This window comes from Polaribacter sp. KT25b, from assembly GCF_900105145.1.
In the GTDB taxonomy this organism is placed as follows: Bacteria; Bacteroidota; Bacteroidia; order Flavobacteriales; family Flavobacteriaceae; genus Polaribacter.
In genome coordinates this window covers 3,815,724-3,834,498 of the sequence record NZ_LT629752.1, presented here as the reverse complement: position 1 = coordinate 3,834,498, position 18,775 = coordinate 3,815,724, and the positions used below count along the sequence as shown (strand labels likewise).

At 28.6% G+C, this 18,775-nt stretch carries 21 protein-coding genes; 9 read left to right on the top strand and 12 right to left on the bottom strand.

What is annotated here, in order from left to right; all coding sequences use genetic code 11:
* Nucleotides 1–3 precede the first annotated feature (3 nt).
* Nucleotides 4–630, top strand: coding sequence for a carbonic anhydrase (locus BLT70_RS16665; RefSeq protein WP_091897046.1), 627 nt, complete (start codon nt 4–6; stop codon nt 628–630).
* Between the two features lie 39 nt (nt 631–669).
* On the opposite strand, the gene BLT70_RS16660 is transcribed toward BLT70_RS16665, so the two are convergent.
* Complete coding sequence (locus BLT70_RS16660; RefSeq protein ID WP_091897043.1) at nt 670–1,197, bottom strand: CvpA family protein; 528 nt, start codon at nt 1,195–1,197, stop codon at nt 670–672.
* 82 nt (nt 1,198–1,279) lie between these two features.
* Here BLT70_RS16660 and BLT70_RS16655 point away from each other — a divergent pair, with 82 nt between their 5' ends.
* On the top strand, nt 1,280–1,639 hold the full coding sequence (locus BLT70_RS16655; RefSeq protein WP_091897040.1) for a hypothetical protein: 360 nt from the start codon (nt 1,280–1,282) through the stop codon (nt 1,637–1,639).
* Here the strand turns inward: BLT70_RS16655 and BLT70_RS16650 are convergent.
* Entirely contained in the window at nt 1,636–2,433 is a 798-nt protein-coding gene (locus tag BLT70_RS16650) for an SDR family oxidoreductase (RefSeq protein ID WP_091897038.1), read from the bottom strand. The two genes, BLT70_RS16655 and BLT70_RS16650, sit on opposite strands and share 4 nt — an antisense overlap.
* Before the next feature lie 104 nt (nt 2,434–2,537).
* Here BLT70_RS16650 and BLT70_RS16645 point away from each other — a divergent pair, with 104 nt between their 5' ends.
* On the top strand, nt 2,538–3,908 hold the full coding sequence (locus tag BLT70_RS16645) for a TlpA disulfide reductase family protein (protein ID WP_172824436.1): 1,371 nt from the start codon (nt 2,538–2,540) through the stop codon (nt 3,906–3,908).
* 3 nt (nt 3,909–3,911) lie between these two features.
* Here the strand turns inward: BLT70_RS16645 and BLT70_RS16640 are convergent, their stop codons facing one another.
* The 3 genes from BLT70_RS16640 to BLT70_RS16630 are packed head-to-tail and all read right to left on the bottom strand — an operon-like array spanning nt 3,912 to nt 5,893.
* Entirely contained in the window at nt 3,912–4,271 is a 360-nt protein-coding gene (locus BLT70_RS16640) for a YraN family protein (protein WP_091897035.1), read from the bottom strand.
* A gap of 28 nt (nt 4,272–4,299) precedes the next feature.
* Nucleotides 4,300–5,283 carry an LD-carboxypeptidase gene (locus BLT70_RS16635; protein WP_231962755.1) on the bottom strand — a complete coding sequence of 328 codons (984 nt, stop codon included), beginning with the start codon at nt 5,281–5,283 and terminating at the stop codon, nt 4,300–4,302.
* Nucleotides 5,273–5,893 (bottom strand): hypothetical protein, encoded by a 621-nt coding sequence (locus BLT70_RS16630; RefSeq protein WP_231962754.1) that lies wholly within the window; start codon nt 5,891–5,893, stop codon nt 5,273–5,275. Before BLT70_RS16630 ends, BLT70_RS16635 begins: the two co-directional genes overlap by 11 nt.
* Before the next feature lie 50 nt (nt 5,894–5,943).
* On the opposite strand from BLT70_RS16630, the gene metG reads away from it, so the two are divergent.
* The 3 genes from metG to BLT70_RS16615 all read left to right on the top strand — a co-directional run bounded on the left by metG (nt 5,944) and on the right by BLT70_RS16615 (nt 10,330).
* Complete coding sequence (gene metG / locus BLT70_RS16625) at nt 5,944–8,085, top strand: methionine--tRNA ligase (RefSeq protein ID WP_157691932.1); 2,142 nt, start codon at nt 5,944–5,946, stop codon at nt 8,083–8,085.
* 1,073 nt (nt 8,086–9,158) lie between these two features.
* A complete protein-coding gene (locus tag BLT70_RS16620; protein ID WP_091897029.1) occupies nt 9,159–9,617 on the top strand; it encodes a lipocalin family protein in 459 nt (152 codons plus the stop codon).
* Nucleotides 9,618–9,622: 5 nt separating this feature from the next.
* The gene (locus tag BLT70_RS16615; RefSeq protein WP_091897028.1) at nt 9,623–10,330 is read left to right on the top strand and encodes an OmpA family protein; all 708 of its coding nucleotides are present in this window, start codon (nt 9,623–9,625) and stop codon (nt 10,328–10,330) included.
* Between the two features lie 67 nt (nt 10,331–10,397).
* On the opposite strand, the gene BLT70_RS16610 is transcribed toward BLT70_RS16615, so the two are convergent.
* The 3 genes from BLT70_RS16610 to BLT70_RS16600 form a co-directional block, all read right to left on the bottom strand.
* Nucleotides 10,398–12,614: a xanthine dehydrogenase family protein molybdopterin-binding subunit gene (locus BLT70_RS16610; protein ID WP_091897025.1), complete on the bottom strand. Its 2,217-nt coding sequence runs from the start codon at nt 12,612–12,614 to the stop codon at nt 10,398–10,400.
* Between the two features lie 19 nt (nt 12,615–12,633).
* Entirely contained in the window at nt 12,634–13,095 is a 462-nt protein-coding gene (locus tag BLT70_RS16605; RefSeq protein WP_091897022.1) for a (2Fe-2S)-binding protein, read from the bottom strand.
* A 225-nt stretch (nt 13,096–13,320) separates the two neighbouring features.
* Complete coding sequence (locus BLT70_RS16600; protein WP_091897020.1) at nt 13,321–13,659, bottom strand: single-stranded DNA-binding protein; 339 nt, start codon at nt 13,657–13,659, stop codon at nt 13,321–13,323.
* Nucleotides 13,660–13,833: 174 nt separating this feature from the next.
* On the opposite strand from BLT70_RS16600, the gene BLT70_RS16595 reads away from it, so the two are divergent.
* Genes BLT70_RS16595 through BLT70_RS16585 form a run of 3 tightly spaced genes read left to right on the top strand, consistent with a single transcriptional unit; the run spans nt 13,834 to nt 15,041 of the window.
* The gene (locus tag BLT70_RS16595; RefSeq protein WP_091897017.1) at nt 13,834–14,382 is read left to right on the top strand and encodes an HNH endonuclease; all 549 of its coding nucleotides are present in this window, start codon (nt 13,834–13,836) and stop codon (nt 14,380–14,382) included.
* Between the two features lie 16 nt (nt 14,383–14,398).
* Nucleotides 14,399–14,752: a hypothetical protein gene (locus BLT70_RS16590; protein WP_091897014.1), complete on the top strand. Its 354-nt coding sequence runs from the start codon at nt 14,399–14,401 to the stop codon at nt 14,750–14,752.
* 1 nt (nt 14,753) lies between these two features.
* A complete protein-coding gene (locus BLT70_RS16585) occupies nt 14,754–15,041 on the top strand; it encodes a hypothetical protein (RefSeq protein WP_091897010.1) in 288 nt (95 codons plus the stop codon).
* 4 nt (nt 15,042–15,045) lie between these two features.
* On the opposite strand, the gene BLT70_RS16580 is transcribed toward BLT70_RS16585, so the two are convergent.
* The 4 genes from BLT70_RS16580 to rnc all read right to left on the bottom strand — a co-directional run bounded on the left by BLT70_RS16580 (nt 15,046) and on the right by rnc (nt 18,771).
* Entirely contained in the window at nt 15,046–15,513 is a 468-nt protein-coding gene (locus BLT70_RS16580; RefSeq protein ID WP_091897807.1) for a CBS domain-containing protein, read from the bottom strand.
* A gap of 526 nt (nt 15,514–16,039) precedes the next feature.
* Nucleotides 16,040–17,467 carry a pyruvate kinase gene (gene pyk, locus BLT70_RS16575; RefSeq protein ID WP_091897005.1) on the bottom strand — a complete coding sequence of 476 codons (1,428 nt, stop codon included), beginning with the start codon at nt 17,465–17,467 and terminating at the stop codon, nt 16,040–16,042.
* 5 nt (nt 17,468–17,472) lie between these two features.
* Nucleotides 17,473–17,943 (bottom strand): IPExxxVDY family protein, encoded by a 471-nt coding sequence (locus BLT70_RS16570; RefSeq protein WP_091897003.1) that lies wholly within the window; start codon nt 17,941–17,943, stop codon nt 17,473–17,475.
* A 90-nt stretch (nt 17,944–18,033) separates the two neighbouring features.
* On the bottom strand, nt 18,034–18,771 hold the full coding sequence (rnc, locus tag BLT70_RS16565) for a ribonuclease III (RefSeq protein ID WP_091897000.1): 738 nt from the start codon (nt 18,769–18,771) through the stop codon (nt 18,034–18,036).
* Nucleotides 18,772–18,775: the final 4 nt, after the last annotated feature.

Genomic DNA, 18,775 nt, shown 5'->3' with positions numbered 1-18,775 from the left:
AAAATGGATTTAGAAAAAGTATTTGAAAACAACGAAAAATGGATTCAAGAAAAGTTATCTATTGATAAAAATTACTTCGAAAAATTAGGAAAAGGTCAAAATCCAGAATTACTTTATATTGGTTGTTCTGATAGTAGAGCTACTGCAGAAGAATTAATGGGAGCAAAACCAGGCGAAGTTTTTGTGCACAGAAATATTGCTAATATGGTTATTAGTATCGATCTAAACGTAATGTCAGTTGTTAACTATGCCGTAGACCATTTAAAAGTTAAACACGTTATTGTTTGTGGGCATTATGGTTGTGGCGGTGTAAAAGCCGCAATGCAATCTGCAGATCTTGGCATATTAAATCCTTGGTTGCGTAATATTAGAGATGTATATAGAATTCATTCAACTGAATTAAATAAAATTACAAACGAAGAAAAAAAATACGAAAAATTAGTAGAGTTAAACGTAAAAGAACAATGTGTAAATTTAATTAAAACAGCAGCTGTACAAAAAGCATTTAGAGATAGAGGCTTAAAAGTACACGGTTGGGTTTTTGACATTCATACAGGTAAACTTGTAGATCTAAAAATAGATTTCGAAAAATACCTAAAAGATATTATGAAAATTTATCATTTAGATTAAAACCAAAAACCCGAAAAATATTCTCGGTTTTTTTATTAGCTATTTTATACTAAAATCTATTTTTGATTCTCCTTCTTCACCTTCTTTTATAATTGATGGAAACAAAGCTGGCGCAATCTTTTTAACAGGATTGTACATAACAGATTCATCTAAAGTTTCTTTTTCTACAAAAGGGATTGTATTGTTTACACTACCAAAAAATGTAAAAATTACACTTAAAATTAAAGCAATTTTTAAGCCACCAAAAATACCGCCTAACAATTTATTTAACATACCTAAAGCTGTAATATCTGCAATTTTTGTTAAAATTTTTCCAATAAAGATTACTAAAATTACTACAAACAAAAAAGTAACTGCAAAAGATACAATTCGGTTTGTTTCATCAGACCAATTTATAGCTGAAGAGTTTACCAAATAATACTCCATATGATGCGCATAATGAATAGCTACAAAGACTCCAGCAATAATTGCCACTAAAGAAGCAACTTCTGCAAAAAAACCTTTCATAATTCCTCTTACAAAAGCAAAAAGCAGTAATGCCACAATAATGATATCGAAAATATTCATTCTAATTAATTTATGTAAATCTACATCCTTTTTTTAAAAATTAAAAATGGGCATTGTATCTTTACACTTTTAAACAGTTTTTATGACAAAAGTTAGTAATTTAAAAGAAAAATGGGATTTTTTAGTAAACAAATTAACCGATGATTTTTCTGAAGGAGATGAATTAAATTTAGACGGAATCGTTTATTTAATTGGTGTGCAAGAATTAGGACAAGGTTATAGAGCGTTTAAAAAAGACGAAAAAGTAAATTTGATGCATATTGCCATTTGCAAATTATTAGAACCTTATGGATATTACGAATTTGATTATTTTGATGAAGATGGTTGGCCACATTATAAAACACTTACAGAATTACCAAATTTAAAAGCTGGTGAACAAACTGTTTTAATGAAAGAGGCAATTGTTTCTTACTTTGATACTTTATCGTATTTTAAAGATTAAGTAACACTTAATTTACGAATCATCTTAGACAATAACTTAGGATAAAAGCGTTTTAAATACACGCCTAATTTTTCTTTTACTCCAGCAATATAAACTTCCTCTTTTTGGTTTTTAATAGCCTTTGCCATTAATTTTGCAAAACGATCTGGATCAATTCCATTTGCTGTAGCAACATCCATTTTTTGTTGCGGAGTTCCATTTCCTGTTAATGCATTTTTAGAAACATTTGTGTTTACAAAACCAGGACAAACCAGCGTTACAACAATATTATCTTTAAAATGTTCTGCGCGTAAACTATCAAAAAAACCATGTAAAGCATGTTTACTTGCGGCATAACTAGAACGTAAAGGAGTTCCTATTTTACCAACAATACTTGTAGTAACAACAAAATGCCCACTTTTATTTCTGATAAAATGTGGTAAAATAGCTTTAGACAAAGTAACAGTTCCTAAATAATTGACATCCATAATTTGTTTATCAACCGCAATTAAAGTATCTTTTACAAGCGATCTTTGACTAATTCCACCATTATTTACCAAAATATCAATTTTACCAAAAGTGTCAATTGCTTCTTTAACTTTAGATTGTAAATTTGTATAATCTTCTAAATCTAACGCAACGATTTTTACATTATTTGGGTTTTTACATTTTTTCTTTACCAGCTCTAAATCGTTAATTTTTCTTGATGATAAAATAATTTTTGCGTTTTGGTTAGACAATTCTATTGCCAAGGCTTTTCCTATTCCTGAAGATGCGCCAGTAATCCAAATTATTTTATCAGAAAAACTACTCATAATTAAATTAATTTTAACGTTACAATATACTTAAATTGATGTATAAATAGTACATTTGGTACGTTTTTTGAATTTAAAAATTAGAGAACAAAATTTATCTAAGAATGATGAAAAATATTTTTTACTTTATACTATTTATTTCCTCTTTTGCAAATGCTCAACATGTTATAAAAGGTACCATGAACCCAAAAATTGAAACCGATTGGGTAATCTTATATAAAATTGAAGGCACTAAACAAATTTTTGTTAGCAATACAACCATAAAAACAGATTCTATTACCCTTAGCGGAAAAAAACAAGCTGTTGGTCGTTTTGAATTTAAACTAAAACCTGATGCAAAACCAGGTGCATATAGAGTTAATTACAGAACTGAAGGCGCAGGTTTTTTAGATATTTTTTACAATAAAGAAAATATTTCTTTCATTTTTAATCCAGATTATCCAGAGCAGACAGTTTCTTTTTCAAAATCATCAGAAAATAAGTTATATCAAGAATATGTAGAAACTATTTCTAAAGCACAAGAAAAATTAGATTCAATACAAATTGCTGCACTTCAAAATCCAAAATTAGATTTAAAAACACGTTATATAAATGCTTTTAATAAAGTAAATGTTGTGCAAAATAAATATGCAGAATTATCTAAAGAAAAATATATTGCTCCTATTATAAAAGCTAGTAATCAAAATAATTCTGCAGAAATTTTAACCTCTGTAGAAGATTATCTTTTTAAGGTTAAAAATTCATTTTTTAACAACTTAGATTTTAATAAAAAAACACTTATAAATTCTTCTTTTTTAACAGATAGAATTGTGTCTTACATCTTTTACATCAATTATTCTGATGATAGTAGAACACAGCAAAAACTCTATAAAGAAGCTATAGACGTTGTACTTTATAAAATTAACAATCAACCTTATAAAAGAGATATTATAGAGTTTTTAATAGTACAATTTGAAGCTTATAAAAATTTAGAAATTATAGATTATCTTTTTGAAAATCATTATAATAAATTACCAGAAACTTTACAAAGTCAAAAATTTAAATCAGAAAAAATAGCTTTATTTGCTTCTGAAATTGGCAGAATTGCGCCAGATTTTTCTTGGAAAGAAAATGGCAAATCCTTTAAATTATCTACATTAAATGATGCAGAAAAGTATGTATTGGTTTTTTGGAGCACAAGTTGTTCTCACTGTATGCGAGAAATACCAGAACTACACTCCTATTTAAAAAACAAGAAAAATATAAAAGTAATTGCCTTTGCCTTAGAAGATGATGCTTTTGTTTGGGAAAATTATTCTAGAACCAATTTATACGGTTGGCACAATGTGTTAGGTTTAAATAAATGGCAAAATGAAACTGCAAAAACCTATCAAATTTTTTCTACACCAAGTTATTTTGTGCTAGATAAAAGCAAAAAAATAATAGCAAAACCAAATGAAATTGATGATGTTATGGAGTATTTTAATCAAGAATAAGCATTAAAAATAAAGAAAAGCATCTTCTAAATGCTCAATCTTTGTATTGTTTTTTTGATAGATAATTGCAATAATATCAAAACGAACTTCTACATCTAAGTCTTTTTGAATAACATAATAATCAATTGCAGAAAGTAATAGTTTTATTTTCTTCGGATTTACAAAATCTTGCGGTTTACCGTAATAATCAGAACTTCTTGTTTTAACTTCAATAACTGCTAAAACACCGTTTTTTAAGGCAATAATATCAACCTCAGCTTTTAAATAACGGTAATTTCTTTCAAGAATTTTATACTCGTTTTTAATTAAAAAATCAACAGCAATTTGTTCTCCTATTTCGCCAAGTTCATTATGATCTGCCATTTTTTAATATTCAGTTATCAGAAATAAATTATTTTAAAAACTTTAAAGTCGATTTTTCTTCTCCGCGACCAACGACTAATTTAACTTTTCTTCCAAAAAGCAAAGCTCTATTATCTGATTCATGACCAGCAGGAAAATCAAATAAAACAGGAATATCGTTTGGCAAAACATCTAAAACTAATTGCTCTATAGAACTGCCCCAATTTGTAGAATTCTTTTTAATTTTTGTCATATCGCCAACAACAACTGCTTTTACTTTTGTAAAATATCCAGCACGCTTTAAACTTTGTAACATTCTGTCTATAGAATATTTATATTCACCAATTTCTTCAATAAAAAGAATTTTTCCATCTGTATTTAATTGACTTTTAGAACCTAGCATAGAAGCCAAAATAGAGATATTTCCACCAATAATTTGCCCTTCTGCAACACCAATTTTATTATAATTTGATGAGGAAATAGAGTACGTAATTTCTTCGCCAAAAAGCGATTTTTTAAACGATGAAATTGTCTCAATAATTTCTTCTGGTTTATCACCTAAACTTGTGCCCATCATACCGTGAATGGTTTCTACATTTAAATTGTGAATATGATTATGAAACGCTGTAATATCAGAATAACCAATAATCCATTTCGGATTTTTTTTAAATTTCGTAAAATCTAATTTATCTAAAATTCTAACAGAACCATAACCGCCTCTTGCCGCCCAAATTGCTTTGATATTTTTATTGTCTAAAGCTTCTTGAAAATCTTGACATCGTTCATCATCAGTACCTGAAAAATGATTTTCCTGATTAAATAAGTTTTTACCTAAAACAACTTTTAATCCCCAACTTTCTACTAATCTTTTGGCTTTTTCAATTACTTCTTGTTTGTTTTTTAAAATTCCTGCGGGTGCTACAATTGCAATTGTATCACCCTTTTTTAAATATGGTGGCGTTGTTAATTTTTTTTGAGCAAATACTGATGAAAAAGTCATCAATAATAAAAAAGGGATTACATTATTTTTCATTTTTATATATTTTGTGCCAACCTAAACCAAAAGTTAAGCCTAAACCTACATAAGATTTTTCAGCAATATTTGCGTATAATTTAAAACCTATAGATCGTCCAAAACTTGTTGGTTTACCAACCGGAATTAATCCATAAAAAACTCTAAATCTTTCTTTTTTCGATTTAAAAAAACTCATTCCTATTTCTAAAGGAAATCCTGCAAAATTATCTCTTGTTTTAAGATTACCATTCACATCTTCATTTATATTGTAAGAAATACCTCCAGAAAAATGATACGATATTCCGTCTTCAATATATCTTTTTCCATAAAGTACAGCAAATTCTGTTGTTGTATTGCTTACCGTAGAAATTGGAACAAAAAGAAACCAATCTATTTTATCTACACTTATAGTTTGTAAAGTTCTAAAAGTAAATAAATTATTATTTTTCTGGTAATTAATATTAAAACCAGCAGTAACAGCGCTTTTACCAGAGTTTGAATACCCAAGAATAAAATCTGAGAACACAATTGGGTTCTCTTGTACTTTTATAAAATCACGTTTTTCTTGCGCAAATGTTGATGAAATAATCAATAAAAAAAAGGCGATACATAAAGAAAAATTATTCAAAATATTTTTTGGTTCTTGGTACTTATCTTCAAAAGATCTATTAATTGTAAATGTATCTATTTTCTATCGGATTTAAAAATTGCTTTTTCGTACTTTTGCACTTCAAAAATCAGTACAAAAATAAAACAAAAGTACACATGAGTGCTCCTAAAAGATATACAATTACAGCAGCTTTACCATATACAAATGGTCCAATTCATATTGGGCACTTAGCAGGCGTTTACGTTCCTGCAGATATTTATGCGCGTTATTTACGTTTAACTGGTAATGATGTTGCTTACATTTCTGGTTCTGATGAACATGGTGCAGCCATACCAATGAAAGCAAAAAAAGAAGGTGTTTCTCCGCAAGTTATTATTGATAAATATCACGGAATTATCAAAAAATCTTTTGAAGATTTTGGTATTTCTTTTGATAATTACTCAAGAACTTCATCAGAAATTCATCATGAAACGGCTTCTGATTTTTTTACAAAACTGTATAATGATGGCGAGTTTGTAGAAGAAGTTTCTGCACAATTGTATGATGAAGAAGCAAATCAGTTTTTAGCAGATCGTTTTGTTGTAGGAACTTGCCCAAAATGTGGCTTTGAAGAAAGTTATGGCGATCAATGTGAAAATTGTGGAACAAGTCATAACGCAACAGATTTAATTAATCCAAAATCTGCAATAACTGGTAATGTACCAACTATAAAAGAAACAAAACACTGGTTTTTACCTTTAGATAAACACGAAGCTTTTTTACGAGAATGGATTTTAGAAGGTCATAAAAATGACTGGAAACCTAATGTTTACGGACAAGTAAAAAGTTGGGTAGAAGACGGTTTAAGACCAAGAGCAGTAACTAGAGATTTAGATTGGGGAATTCCTGTTCCTTTAAAAGATGCAGAAGGCAAAGTGTTATATGTTTGGTTTGATGCGCCAATTGGCTATATTTCATCAACCAAAGAATGGGCAGCAAGAGAAGGAAAAAATTGGGAAGATTATTGGAAAAAAGACGATACAAAACTGGTTCATTTTATAGGAAAAGACAATATTGTTTTTCACTGTATTATTTTTCCTGCGATGTTAAAAGCGCATGGAAATTATATTTTACCAGAAAATGTGCCTGCAAATGAGTTTTTAAATTTAGAAGGAAATAAATTATCGACTTCTAAAAACTGGGCAGTTTGGTTGCATGAGTATTTAGAAGAATTTCCAAATCAGCAAGATGTTTTACGTTATACTTTAACTGCAAACGCGCCAGAAAGTAAAGACAACGATTTTACTTGGAAAGATTTCCAAGCAAAAAACAATAATGAATTGGTTGCTATTTTTGGTAATTTTATTAATCGTGTGGTAGTTTTAACCAACAAATATTATCAAGGAATTATACCAACTCCAAATGATTTTACAGAAGCAGATGAAGATGCTTTAGCAGCTGTAAAAGAGTTCCCTAATATTATTGCAAAATCTATTGAAAGATATAGATTTAGAGAAGCTAGCCAAGAATTAATGAATTTAGCAAGACTTGGTAATAAGTATTTAGCAGACGAAGAACCTTGGAAAGTTATAAAAGTTGATGCAGAACGCGTACAAACTATTATGTATGTTGCTATGCAAATTTCTGCTGCTTTAGCAGTAGTTTCTGAACCTTTTTTACCTTTTACTTCGGATAAATTGAAAGGGATTTTAAATATTGATAACAGTTTTACTTGGGAAGATATTACAGAAAAGGATGTTTTATTACCAGCAAATCATGAGGTAAATAAAGCTGAATTATTATTTTCTAAAATTGAAGACAAAACGATTGAAGCACAACTAGAAAAATTAATTGCTACTAAAAAAGCAAACGAAGAAGAGAAAAGAGTTGTAGAACCTCAAAAAGAGACTATAGATTTTGAAGATTTTACCAAACTAGACATCAGAATTGGAACTATTTTAGAAGCAGAAAAAGTTGCAAAAACCAAAAAACTTTTAAAGTTAAAGGTTGACGTTGGTATTGATATAAGAACTATTGTTTCCGGAATTGCAGAAAGTTTTTCTTCAGAAGAAATTATTGGTCAGCAAGTTTCTGTATTGGTAAATTTAGCGCCAAGAAAAATAAAAGGTGTAGAAAGCCAAGGAATGATTTTAATGACAGATACTCCTGATGGAAAATTAGCTTTTGTAGAACCAGAAAAAGCAGTTAAAAACGGGCAACAAGTAAGTTAAAAAATAGAACTAAATGATTAAAAGTTATTTTTTATAAATATAAGTGTTACAACAGTTTTGCAAGAAACTGTTGTTTCGTTTAAAAATTATTTGAAAACCTCTTCTTCTAATATTAAAGAATGTAATTATGTTAGTAAATTCTGAAACCGATAAAATTACTTTTTTTATTGCTGATGCTAAAAATGTAAATGGTTATAAAATTGATCTTGTTTTAAAATTACAGAAAAAATAACATCCTAAGAAAAAGCAAAAAATACTGGGTTTTAATTTGCTCTAGCACTTCTAAAAATGATACTTATCGTGTTTTTTTAAATCAAGAAAAAACTATTTGTGTGTTAAATGATTAAATTATTGATGAAAAATATTTACAGAATCAAGCTTAAGCAAATAACATCTTTCTAAAATCTACCTTTACTTTTCATATAGTCACTAATAAAAAAGGATTACTTAAACTATTAAAATATTCATTTTAAAGAGCTTAATATTCATCTTATCGATTATTTTATAAATATACTATGTACGCATAGTATATTTGCACCCCCTTACAGCGTAAAAATTGTAAATTAAAATAAATAATCGTACCCTAATAATAATTACTCATGATTATCCCCCAGCAACTATTGCTACGGAATTGCTAAAAACTTAATTGATTTTAGCAATTCTTTTCTAAAACAAACTTTATATTTAACGATTAAATAATTCATTTTAAAGAGTTTAACACTACGTTTAACGATTTTACAGCAAAAAAAATAGATATGTATATTACATTTGTAAACCTTTAACACTTAAATAATAACTAATTAAAAGAAAAAATAAATACATCAATAATAATTACTCATGATTTACCCCCAAAGCGACTATTGCTAAGGAATTGCTAAAAACTTAATTGATTTTAGCAATTCTTTTAATAGCCTAATTTAATATTTTAACAAAAAACATCAATTAAACTTTAAAACTAACGATAACTAGGTTAATATATAGTTAATACCTTAAATGAGTTCACTTTTTTACCTTTTGAGATACTGTTGTATCTTTTTTCGTTGTTACTTTGCATATAATTAAAAACATAACTTATGAAAAACTTAATAGTGGTTGCACTCTCATTGATATTGTTCTCATGTAGTGCTACAAAAAATGTAAGAACAAAAGAGAAAATAATAAAAGGAAATTGGACATTAAATAAAATAGCTTACAGTAAAACTGGCGACTATAAAGTAACAATGTTTAACGACTCTCCAAAAGAATGTTTTGAAGGTAGCTCGTGGAAATTTGTACCAAATAACAACTCAGGAACTTATGACATTAATAACACAAATTGTGTAAATGGAGAAAGAGATTTTATTTTTGTAGTTCAAGAAATTGATGCTGTTTCTGGTTATTATGATTTTTTACTAAAACCAAAAAATAACGAAAACAATGTAGGTTATAGACTACAATTAACAGAATTATCTGAAACTACAATGCAATGGAAACAATACTTAAATGTAGATGGAACTCAATTTATAATTAACATAAACTTTACAAAACAATAATTATTATGAAAAAACTAATCAATAAAACAGTAATAGTAACTTTAGTACTTACATTAGTATTCAGTATCTCTAGTTGTGAAGCAATAAAAAATGCAAATAATAAACAAAAAGGCGCAACAATTGGCACTGCTGGTGGTGCAATTCTTGGTGCAATCATTGGTAATAATGTAGGTAAAGGAGGAAATGGAGAATTAGGCGCTATAATTGGTGGTGTTGTTGGTGGTGGCGCAGGTGTGCTAATTGGTAACAAAATGGACAAGCAAGCTGAAAAAATTGAAACTGAAATTCCTGGAGCAGTAGTAGAAAGAATAGATGATGGAATTGTAGTTACTTTTGATGAAAATAGTGGTGTATATTTTGATACCAATAAATCTAATATTAATGCTAAATCTCAAGAAACTTTAAATAAACTTTCTGATGTGTTTTTAGAATTTCCTGATACTAATATTTTAGTAGTTGGTCATACAGATAGTTCTGGTAAAGACGAGTATAATATGACGCTTTCTGAAAAAAGAGCTTTATCTGTTACAGATTATTTAATAGCTAAAGGTTTGGTTAAAAATAGATTTCAGACTTTATGGTATGGAGAAACTCAGCCAAAATATGATAATGCTACCGCAGAAGGAAGAGCAAAAAACAGAAGAGTAAATGTTGCAATTGTACCAAATGATAAAATGGTAAATGATGCAAAAATAGAATCTGGTGGAAACTAAGTTTCAAAAATAATAAAGCCAAAAAATGCCGCAAATTGCGGCATTTTTTGGTTTAAAGAACTACTCTTTATCCTAAAACGGCACTATTTTTAAGTTCCTTAATAAAAGGCTGACTGTAAATTCTTTGTCCTAATGCTGCATTAATTGCATTGGCAACTGCACCACCTGCAGGTGGTAAACCTGGTTCTCCTAAACCTGTAGGAGATAAATTATTTTCAACAAAATGAACTTCAACTTTAGGTGTTTCTTGCATTCTAATTAATCTATATGTGTCAAAATTTTGGGAATCTGGTTTTCCTTCTTTAAAAGAAAAATCAGCATACATTGCATGACCAATTCCGTCTAAAACTCCACCTACAACTTGGTTTCTTGCGCCTGTTGGGTTTACTACAACTCCACAATCTACAGCAACTGTTACTTTTTTAACAATTGGAAATCCGTCTTTTAAAACAATTTCTGCAATTTCTGCAACATGCGTATTATGGCTATAGTAAGCAGAAAACCCTTGGTAAGTTCCTTTTTCAGTTTTGCCCCAATTTCCTTTTTCACGCACTAACTTAATAGTATCTTCCATTCTTTGACCAGAATATTCTATTTTTTTATCAGAAGTATTTTTTACATTTTGTAATAAATCTAAACGCAATTGAATGGTATCAATATTTAATTCTGATGCTAATTCATCAAAGAAACTTTGTTCTGCAAATGCTAAAAAGTTGGTATAAGGTGCTCTCCAAGCTCCTGTTGTAATATTACTTTTATAATTTGCGGTATCTACTTTAAAGTTTGGAATACATCCTGCAGGAAAAAAGTTTGGAATTAAGCCGTACATATTTCCATTTATTGCAGCTTCTTTTAAATAATATCCTGTTACTTTTCCATCTTTGATGGATGCTTTTATTCTATATTTTATGGAAGGTCGATAAACTCCCATTGTCATATCATCTTCTCTTGTAGAAATTAATTTAACTGGTTTTTTAATTGCATTTGATATTTCTGCAGCTTCATACACAAAATCTCCATACAGTCTTCTTCCAAAACCTCCACCCATTCTGGTCATTTCTACAGAAACTTTCTCCAAATCATAACCCAATAAATCTGCAACAACTTGGGCTGCATATTCTGGTGTTTGAACAGGACCTGCTAAGTGTATTTTTTCTGAAGAAACATCAGCATAAAAATTCATAGGTTCCATACAATTATGCGGTAAAAAAGGCGAATGATATGTTTTCTCAATCACTTTATCTGCATCAGAAAAAGCTTGTTCTATGTTGCCGTCTTCTCTTCTTGTATTAAACTTTTTACCATCTAAAATCTCGTTTAAAAATTTATCATGAGCTGCAGTATTTTCTAATTCAGAATCTGATTTCCATATTGCAGAAAGTGCTTTTTTACCTTTTATTGCTGCCCAGGTATTTTCTGCAATTACCACTACTTTATCAGTTTCAGCCATTGTAAATGTCCAGTTTCTCTTATCAGACTCTACATATTTTCTTACTTTATCACCAATTGTTATCACATCAATTACACCTTTCACTTTCTTTGCTTCAGTTGCATCAAAACTTTCTAATTTTTGACCAAAAGCTGGCGGTCTTAAAACAGAAGCATATAACATTCCTTCGGTTTTATAATCCAACCCAAAAAGTGGTTTTCCTGTAATAATTTTATCAATATCTACATTTACAATTTCTTGACCAATAATTGTAAAATCTTTAATTTCTTTCAATTTTACATTATCAGGCACTTCTAATAAAGCAGCTTCTTTTACAACATCTCCATAACCTAATTGATCTCCATTTGCATTGGTTATTATTCCTTTTGATGCTTTACAAGTAGTTGCATCAACATTCCATTTTGCAGCAGCTGCATTTACTAATAGCTGTTTTGCAGTTGCGCCTGTTTGCCTTAAAGCATCCCAACCAAAACGAATAGATTGACTTCCTCCTGCAATTTGCCTTTGAAAATTTTTAGTATCTAAAGCCCCTTGAACTACATTTACTTTATTCCATTCTACATCTAATTCTTCTGCAATAATCATTGGCATAGCTGTTTTTACACCTTGACCAATTTCTGGATTTGGAGAAAAAATGGTTATATAACCTTCATCAGAAATTTTAATAAATGCATTAAAATCATTAAAATTTAAGCTTTCAATATCTACAGGCATTATTGCTTCTGGTTTGCAGGCTGAAAGTAAATTGAATCCAATTAACATTCCACCACTTGCTAAAAGCGAAGTTTTTAAGAAACTTCTTCTGCTAAAATTATCTTTTTTTTGAGATTTCATTTTTAAGTAGTTTAGTTAATTATAACATTTTTTCTGCAGCAACTTTTACCGCTTTTTCAATTCTATTATAAGAAGCGCATCTGCAAATATTACTATGCATTGCTTCTCTAATTTCTTCTTCTGATGGATTATTATTTTCTGATAAAAAAGCAGAAGCTGTCATTATTTGACCTGCTTGACAATAGCCACATTGTGGCACATCAATTTCTTTCCAAGCTTCTTGTACTGGATGTTTACCATCTTCTGATAAACCTTCAATTGTTGTGATTTTTACATCATCTAAAATAGAAACTTGCATTTGGCAACTTCTTGTTGCAACACCATCTATATGAACAGTACAAGCACCACATTGTGCAATTCCGCAACCAAATTTTGTACCTACTAAATTGAGTTCATCTCTTAAAACCCATAACAAAGGTGTATCTGCATCTGCAGTTACAGTTCGTTCTTTTCCGTTAATATGTAAAGTGTAGTTTGGCATAGAAGTCGATTTTTAAATTGATGTTGTAAGTTACAAAAATTAATTATTGTTAGATTAAGCATATATTAACCTTAACCAATTTTTAATTATCTGCTTTAAAAAATGAAACTCTAAAGTTTGTTTCAAATTATGATTAAAATAGATGGAATAATTAAATTCCTCAAACCAAAAAAGACCAACATAAAGTTAGTCTTTCTTAAAGCTTTCAAATTTACCTAAATATTTCTATTGGTTATTTCCGAGCATCAAAAGTTCGCTACAAACAACTTCTGTAATGTATCTTTTTTCACCATCTTTGGTTTCATAACTTCTTGAAGTTAACTTGCCTTCTATAACAATCTCATTTCCTTTTACTACGTATTTTTCTATAATTTCTGCAGTTTTATTCCAAGCAACAATGTTGTGCCATTGTGTATCTGTTACTTTTTCTCCTTGTGCATTTTTATAACTTTCGTTAGTTGCAAGAGAAAATTTTGCTAACTTTTTTCCACTTTCTAAAGAAATAATTTCTGGGTTTTTGCCTAAGTTTCCAATTAACTGTACTTTGTTTCTTAACGTACTCATAAGATAAGGTTTTAGATTATTTATAATTTGTTTTTGTCTATTCGTTTAGACACTGCAAAGATGAAACACAATAGCAATTTTATTCGGTTATAAAGCATTTACTTTCGGTTGTAATTATTTGTAGTCGTTTGTAAACGTATAAATGTGTATATTTACACAAATTAAAACATCAATATGAAATCATTTAGAAATGAAAGCTGGAAAGCTTTTGATTTAGCTGATTGCAATTTTGAAAAAGAAGAAATATTAGTATCGAATTACGGAAGAGTTCAAAAAAAGAAAAAAGGAGCCGAAGAATTTAAATTATATAAAAAAGGCATCATTAATAAATTTGAAACTCTTTCTTATACAAACAGTAAAAACAAAGTTAGAAGTTTTTACGTACACAGGGCTGTTGCTTTTTTGTTCCTAGAAAAAAAAGAAGATTCAAAATTTGTTATTCATAAAAACCATGATTTAACAGATAATTACGTCCAAAATTTAAAATGGGTAAATCAAAAAGAACTAACTGTACATCAATTAACAAATCCAGAAAGGAAAAAGAAATTAGGTTTAAAAACGAGTGCCAAATTATCTGAAGCAAAAGTTAGGGTAATTAAGAAAAAGTTATTAGATCCTAATAGAAGAACCAGATTACGAATTATTGCAAGCCAATTTGGAGTAACTACAATGCAATTGTATAGAATAAAATCTGGAGAAAATTGGGGGGAAATTGAAGTGTGAAAAATGAAAAAAAGCTATGGAAAAAAGAATTTGTTTAGAATGTAAAGAACCTGTTAAAGGCAGAGTTGATAAAAAATTCTGCTCTGATCATTGCAGAAATGCATACAATAACAAAGTAAATAAAGACAGTAAAAACCTTATTAGAAATATTAATAATCGGCTTCGAAAAAACTATAAAATTTTATCAGAATTAAATATATCTGGTAAAACAAAAGTAACAAGAACTAATTTATACGATAAAGGTTTCGACTTTCAGTTTTTTACATCAATTTACACCACTAAAACAGGAAACACCTATTTTTATGTGTATAACGAAGGTTACTTGGCACTAGAAAATGATATATTTTTATTGATAAAAAAAGAATCTTAGAATGAAAAAAAGATCAGGAATATTTGCCATAATTATCTTAATCATTATTATAATTGTTAGTTTTAGTTTGTACAGAAAACAAAACAATAATAAAATTAAAGAGGAACAAAAAGAATTAGAATCTTACCAAAAAGATAAAAAACTAGAACAAGAACAAATTTTAAATCAAAAAGACATAGCCATTTTAAAAAGATTAGATTCTCTTGATTCTCTTAAAAGAAAATCTATGGACAATAAAATGAAAAAAATTAAACAAAGGCTTCAAAAAGTAAATAAGAAAAAAAATTAGCATCCTATTTCCAAGTGTTTCCTTTTACCTTAATTGCTGCTTTTAAAACATCTTTTTGACTTAATTGACCTATTAATTTTCCGTTTTCTACAACTGGGAATCTTCTTCTGTGAGAACTAATAAACTTAAAAGCAGCATCAAAAATATTCATATCTTTATCAATCGTATCAACATCGGTAACCATATATTTACCTACAGTATTGTTGGTATCTGTTGGCATATTATAGTATTTACTTTCAGAAATATGTTTTATACAATCGGTTTCAGAAATAATACCAATTAACTCATTTTTATCATCTACAACTGGGCCTCCAGAAATTTTATTTTTAATTAGTAAATTAATTACATGATCTAAAGAATCTTCTGCTTTAAATGTGATTAATTTAGTTGTCATATAATCAGAAACTAAAATTTGTTCATCATTTTTTCCTTGAGATTCGTCTCTTTTTCCTTGAAAGCTTTTAATACCCATAATAAGTTGATTTTTAAGTTGATTGAAATTTACAGAAAATTCTGTTTGAATCCACATTTAAATAAAGTTTTTTTATTTATATCTTTATAAAACTTTTCTTTTAGATGAAAAGAGCTTCTTCTGTTTTATCTATTATAATAATTTTATATATTATTTTTTGTAGTTTTTTTTTGACATTAAACCATATTTAACTAATGTAAAACCAACTAAAAAAACAGCGTTTTCTTTAACTAATGCATTGCAACATATAAAGAAAATAAGTAAAAAAACATTATGTTGATTCTGATGAAAAATGTAACTTTTTTTTTTAGTATCAATAACGATAAAAAATTAGATATTACTTTAAAAGAAATCTCTTTTGGTTTATTAACGAATTCGAATTTTTCTAAAAACCCAAAACACCTTTTGTAAGGAATGATGCTATTATTATCAGTAAAAAAAATAGAACTTTAAAAAATTAAATTTTAGCACAAAAAAAGCGCTCTAAAAATTTAGAACGCTTTCTTTTTATATCAAAAAATAGATTTTACTCAATTTCAGAAACACGTAAAGTATTTACCATTCCTCTAGCCTCTGCAGGCATAGATGCTAGGTTAATAATGATGTCTCCAGACGTAACAAAACCTTTTTCTTTGACAAGATTATTAATATCTACAACGGTATCGTCTGTAGAAAGATTTTTATCGTAATAAAAAGCTCTAACACCCCAAAGTAAATTTAATTTCCCTAAAATTCTTTTATCCGTAGAAAAAGCCAAAACATGTGTTCTTGGTCTCCAAGAAGAAATTTGAAAGGCTGTATAACCACTATTTGTTAGTGTACAAATTGCTGCTGCATCTGTATCATTTGCCATTAAAGCAGCGTGATAACAGATAGATTTAGTAACAAATCTATTTGTTCTTATATGAGGCGGTTCTTGTGGTACTTTAATCATTCTAGAGTTTTCTACAGCTTTAATGATTTCAGTCATTTTTTGAATAACTTTTAAAGGAAATTTACCTACAGAAGTTTCTCCAGAAAGCATTACAGCATCTGCACCATCCATAATAGAATTTGCAACATCATTTACCTCTGCTCTTGTTGGCACAGGATTATCGATCATTGTTTCCATCATTTGTGTAGCAATAATTACAGGAATTCTTGCTCTTTTAGCCCTTCTAACTAATTTCTTTTGAATTAAAGGCACATCTTCCATCGGTATTTCTACACCTAAATCTCCACGAGCAACCATTAATCCATCACAATAAGGAATTAATGCATCTATATTTGCAACAGCTTCTGGTTTCTCAATTTTAGCAACGATAGGAATTCTATATTCTGAATGTTGTGCAATTAAATCGCGTAACAATCTTAAATCTTCTGGAGTTCTAACAAACGATAATGCAATCCAATCAACTTCTAGTCCAATTGCAAAAATAGCGTCTTCTTTATCTTTTTTAGTTAAAGCTGGTAAAGAAATAGCTGTATTAGGTAAGTTTACACCTTTTTTAGACTTTAAAGGTCCACCAACCATTACTTTTACAACAACTTCATTTTCTTTATTTGTAGAGATTACTTCGAAACGTAATTTACCATCATCAACCATAATAGTTTCCCCAGCTTTTACGTCTTTAGGAAAACGTTGATACGTCATAAAAGCTTTTTCTTTAGTTCCAATACATTTATCTGTAGTAAATGTAAAAGTGTCTCCATCTTCCAGAATTACATCTTCTTCCATTACACCAACACGTAATTTAGGACCTTGTAAATCTGCAAGAACTGCTACATTGTACCCTTTCTCTTTGTTGATTTCTCTTATTATTGTTACTTTTCTTCTTACATCTTCATAATCTGCATGAGAAAAATTAATTCTAAAAACATTAACACCATTACTAGCTAATTGTGTTAACATTTCTTTTGTGTCAGCTGCAGGACCTAGGGTTGCAACTATTTTGGTTCTATTATTATTTGGCATATTTTCTAAAATATTAAAAAGTCTTTAGACTTTAACGTGTTCTTATCTATTAAATAGCAAGTTATTACTTGATCTATTTTTTTTATCTTATCTACTGTTTTAGACAGTATATTATATTCTAAATCTCCAGCAATTTTAATAAAGAAATCTACTTTTTTCTTTTCTTGAATTAAATATGTTTTTGTTTCTGATGTTAGTAGAAGTTCATTTGATGCTGTTTTATTTTCTCTTTTAGAACTATTGGCAATTAAAAACCAGTCAAAATCATATTTTTTAATAGAGCAGTTAAAAATTGAAAAACATGCTTTTATTTGCAAATCCTCAATAATTAAATCTTCTATAGCTTTTTGAAAGCTGGTACTTAAGTTTTTATTCAATAAATAGGCTAACTTAAAATCTTCTAATGCTGTATGAATACCAATTAAGGTATATTCATCTTCAGATAAATCTTCTAAACCTAATGAATGAATTTGCATAATTAATTACTAGTTTAGTTCGTCTATGAGCTGCGAAATTACTAATACTTTATGAATATTTCTTGGATTTTAACGAAAACGTTATCGTGTTTAGTTTACAGAAATTTGTTTTTGAAAGGCAAAATATACTCTTTTAGCTGCTTGTTCTTCTGCTTTCTTCTTAGATGTAGCTCTACCCTTAGCTACTTGCACCCCATCAATACTAATTCTAACGCTAAAGTGTTTTATAGACTCATTACCAGAATCTTCATAAGTATCAAATTTATACTTCTTTTTTTGCTTTTGACACCATTCTATAATTAACCCCTTATAACTTGTTATTTTACCTTCTAACTTTTCGATATCAACATAAGGAACAATTACATTTTCGTAGATAAATTTCTGACAAGAATTATAGCCTTTATCTAAATAAATAGCGCCAATTAATGCTTCAAAAATATTACCATGAATATTATCGCCAACATTGGCTTGATCTATATTGCTTTTTACAAATCGAATTAAGTTTAAATCTTTTCCTAATTCATTTAAATGTTCTCTACTAACAATTTTAGAACGCATTTGTGTAAGATAACCTTCTGTGCCTGTTGGCACCTTTTTATACAAATAAGCCGCTATTGCAGAACCTAAAATAGAATCTCCTAAAAACTCTAAACGTTCATAATTAATAGGCATTCCTTTACTGTCTAATATTTGAACAGACCGGTGAGTAAATGCCTTTTTATATTTATTTATGTTTCTTGGAGAATATTTGAGTAACTTTTTTAATTCGCTATTTAACTCTTGATCTTCTTTAGAACGAGATGTAACTATTTTGCGAATAAAATTCATATAC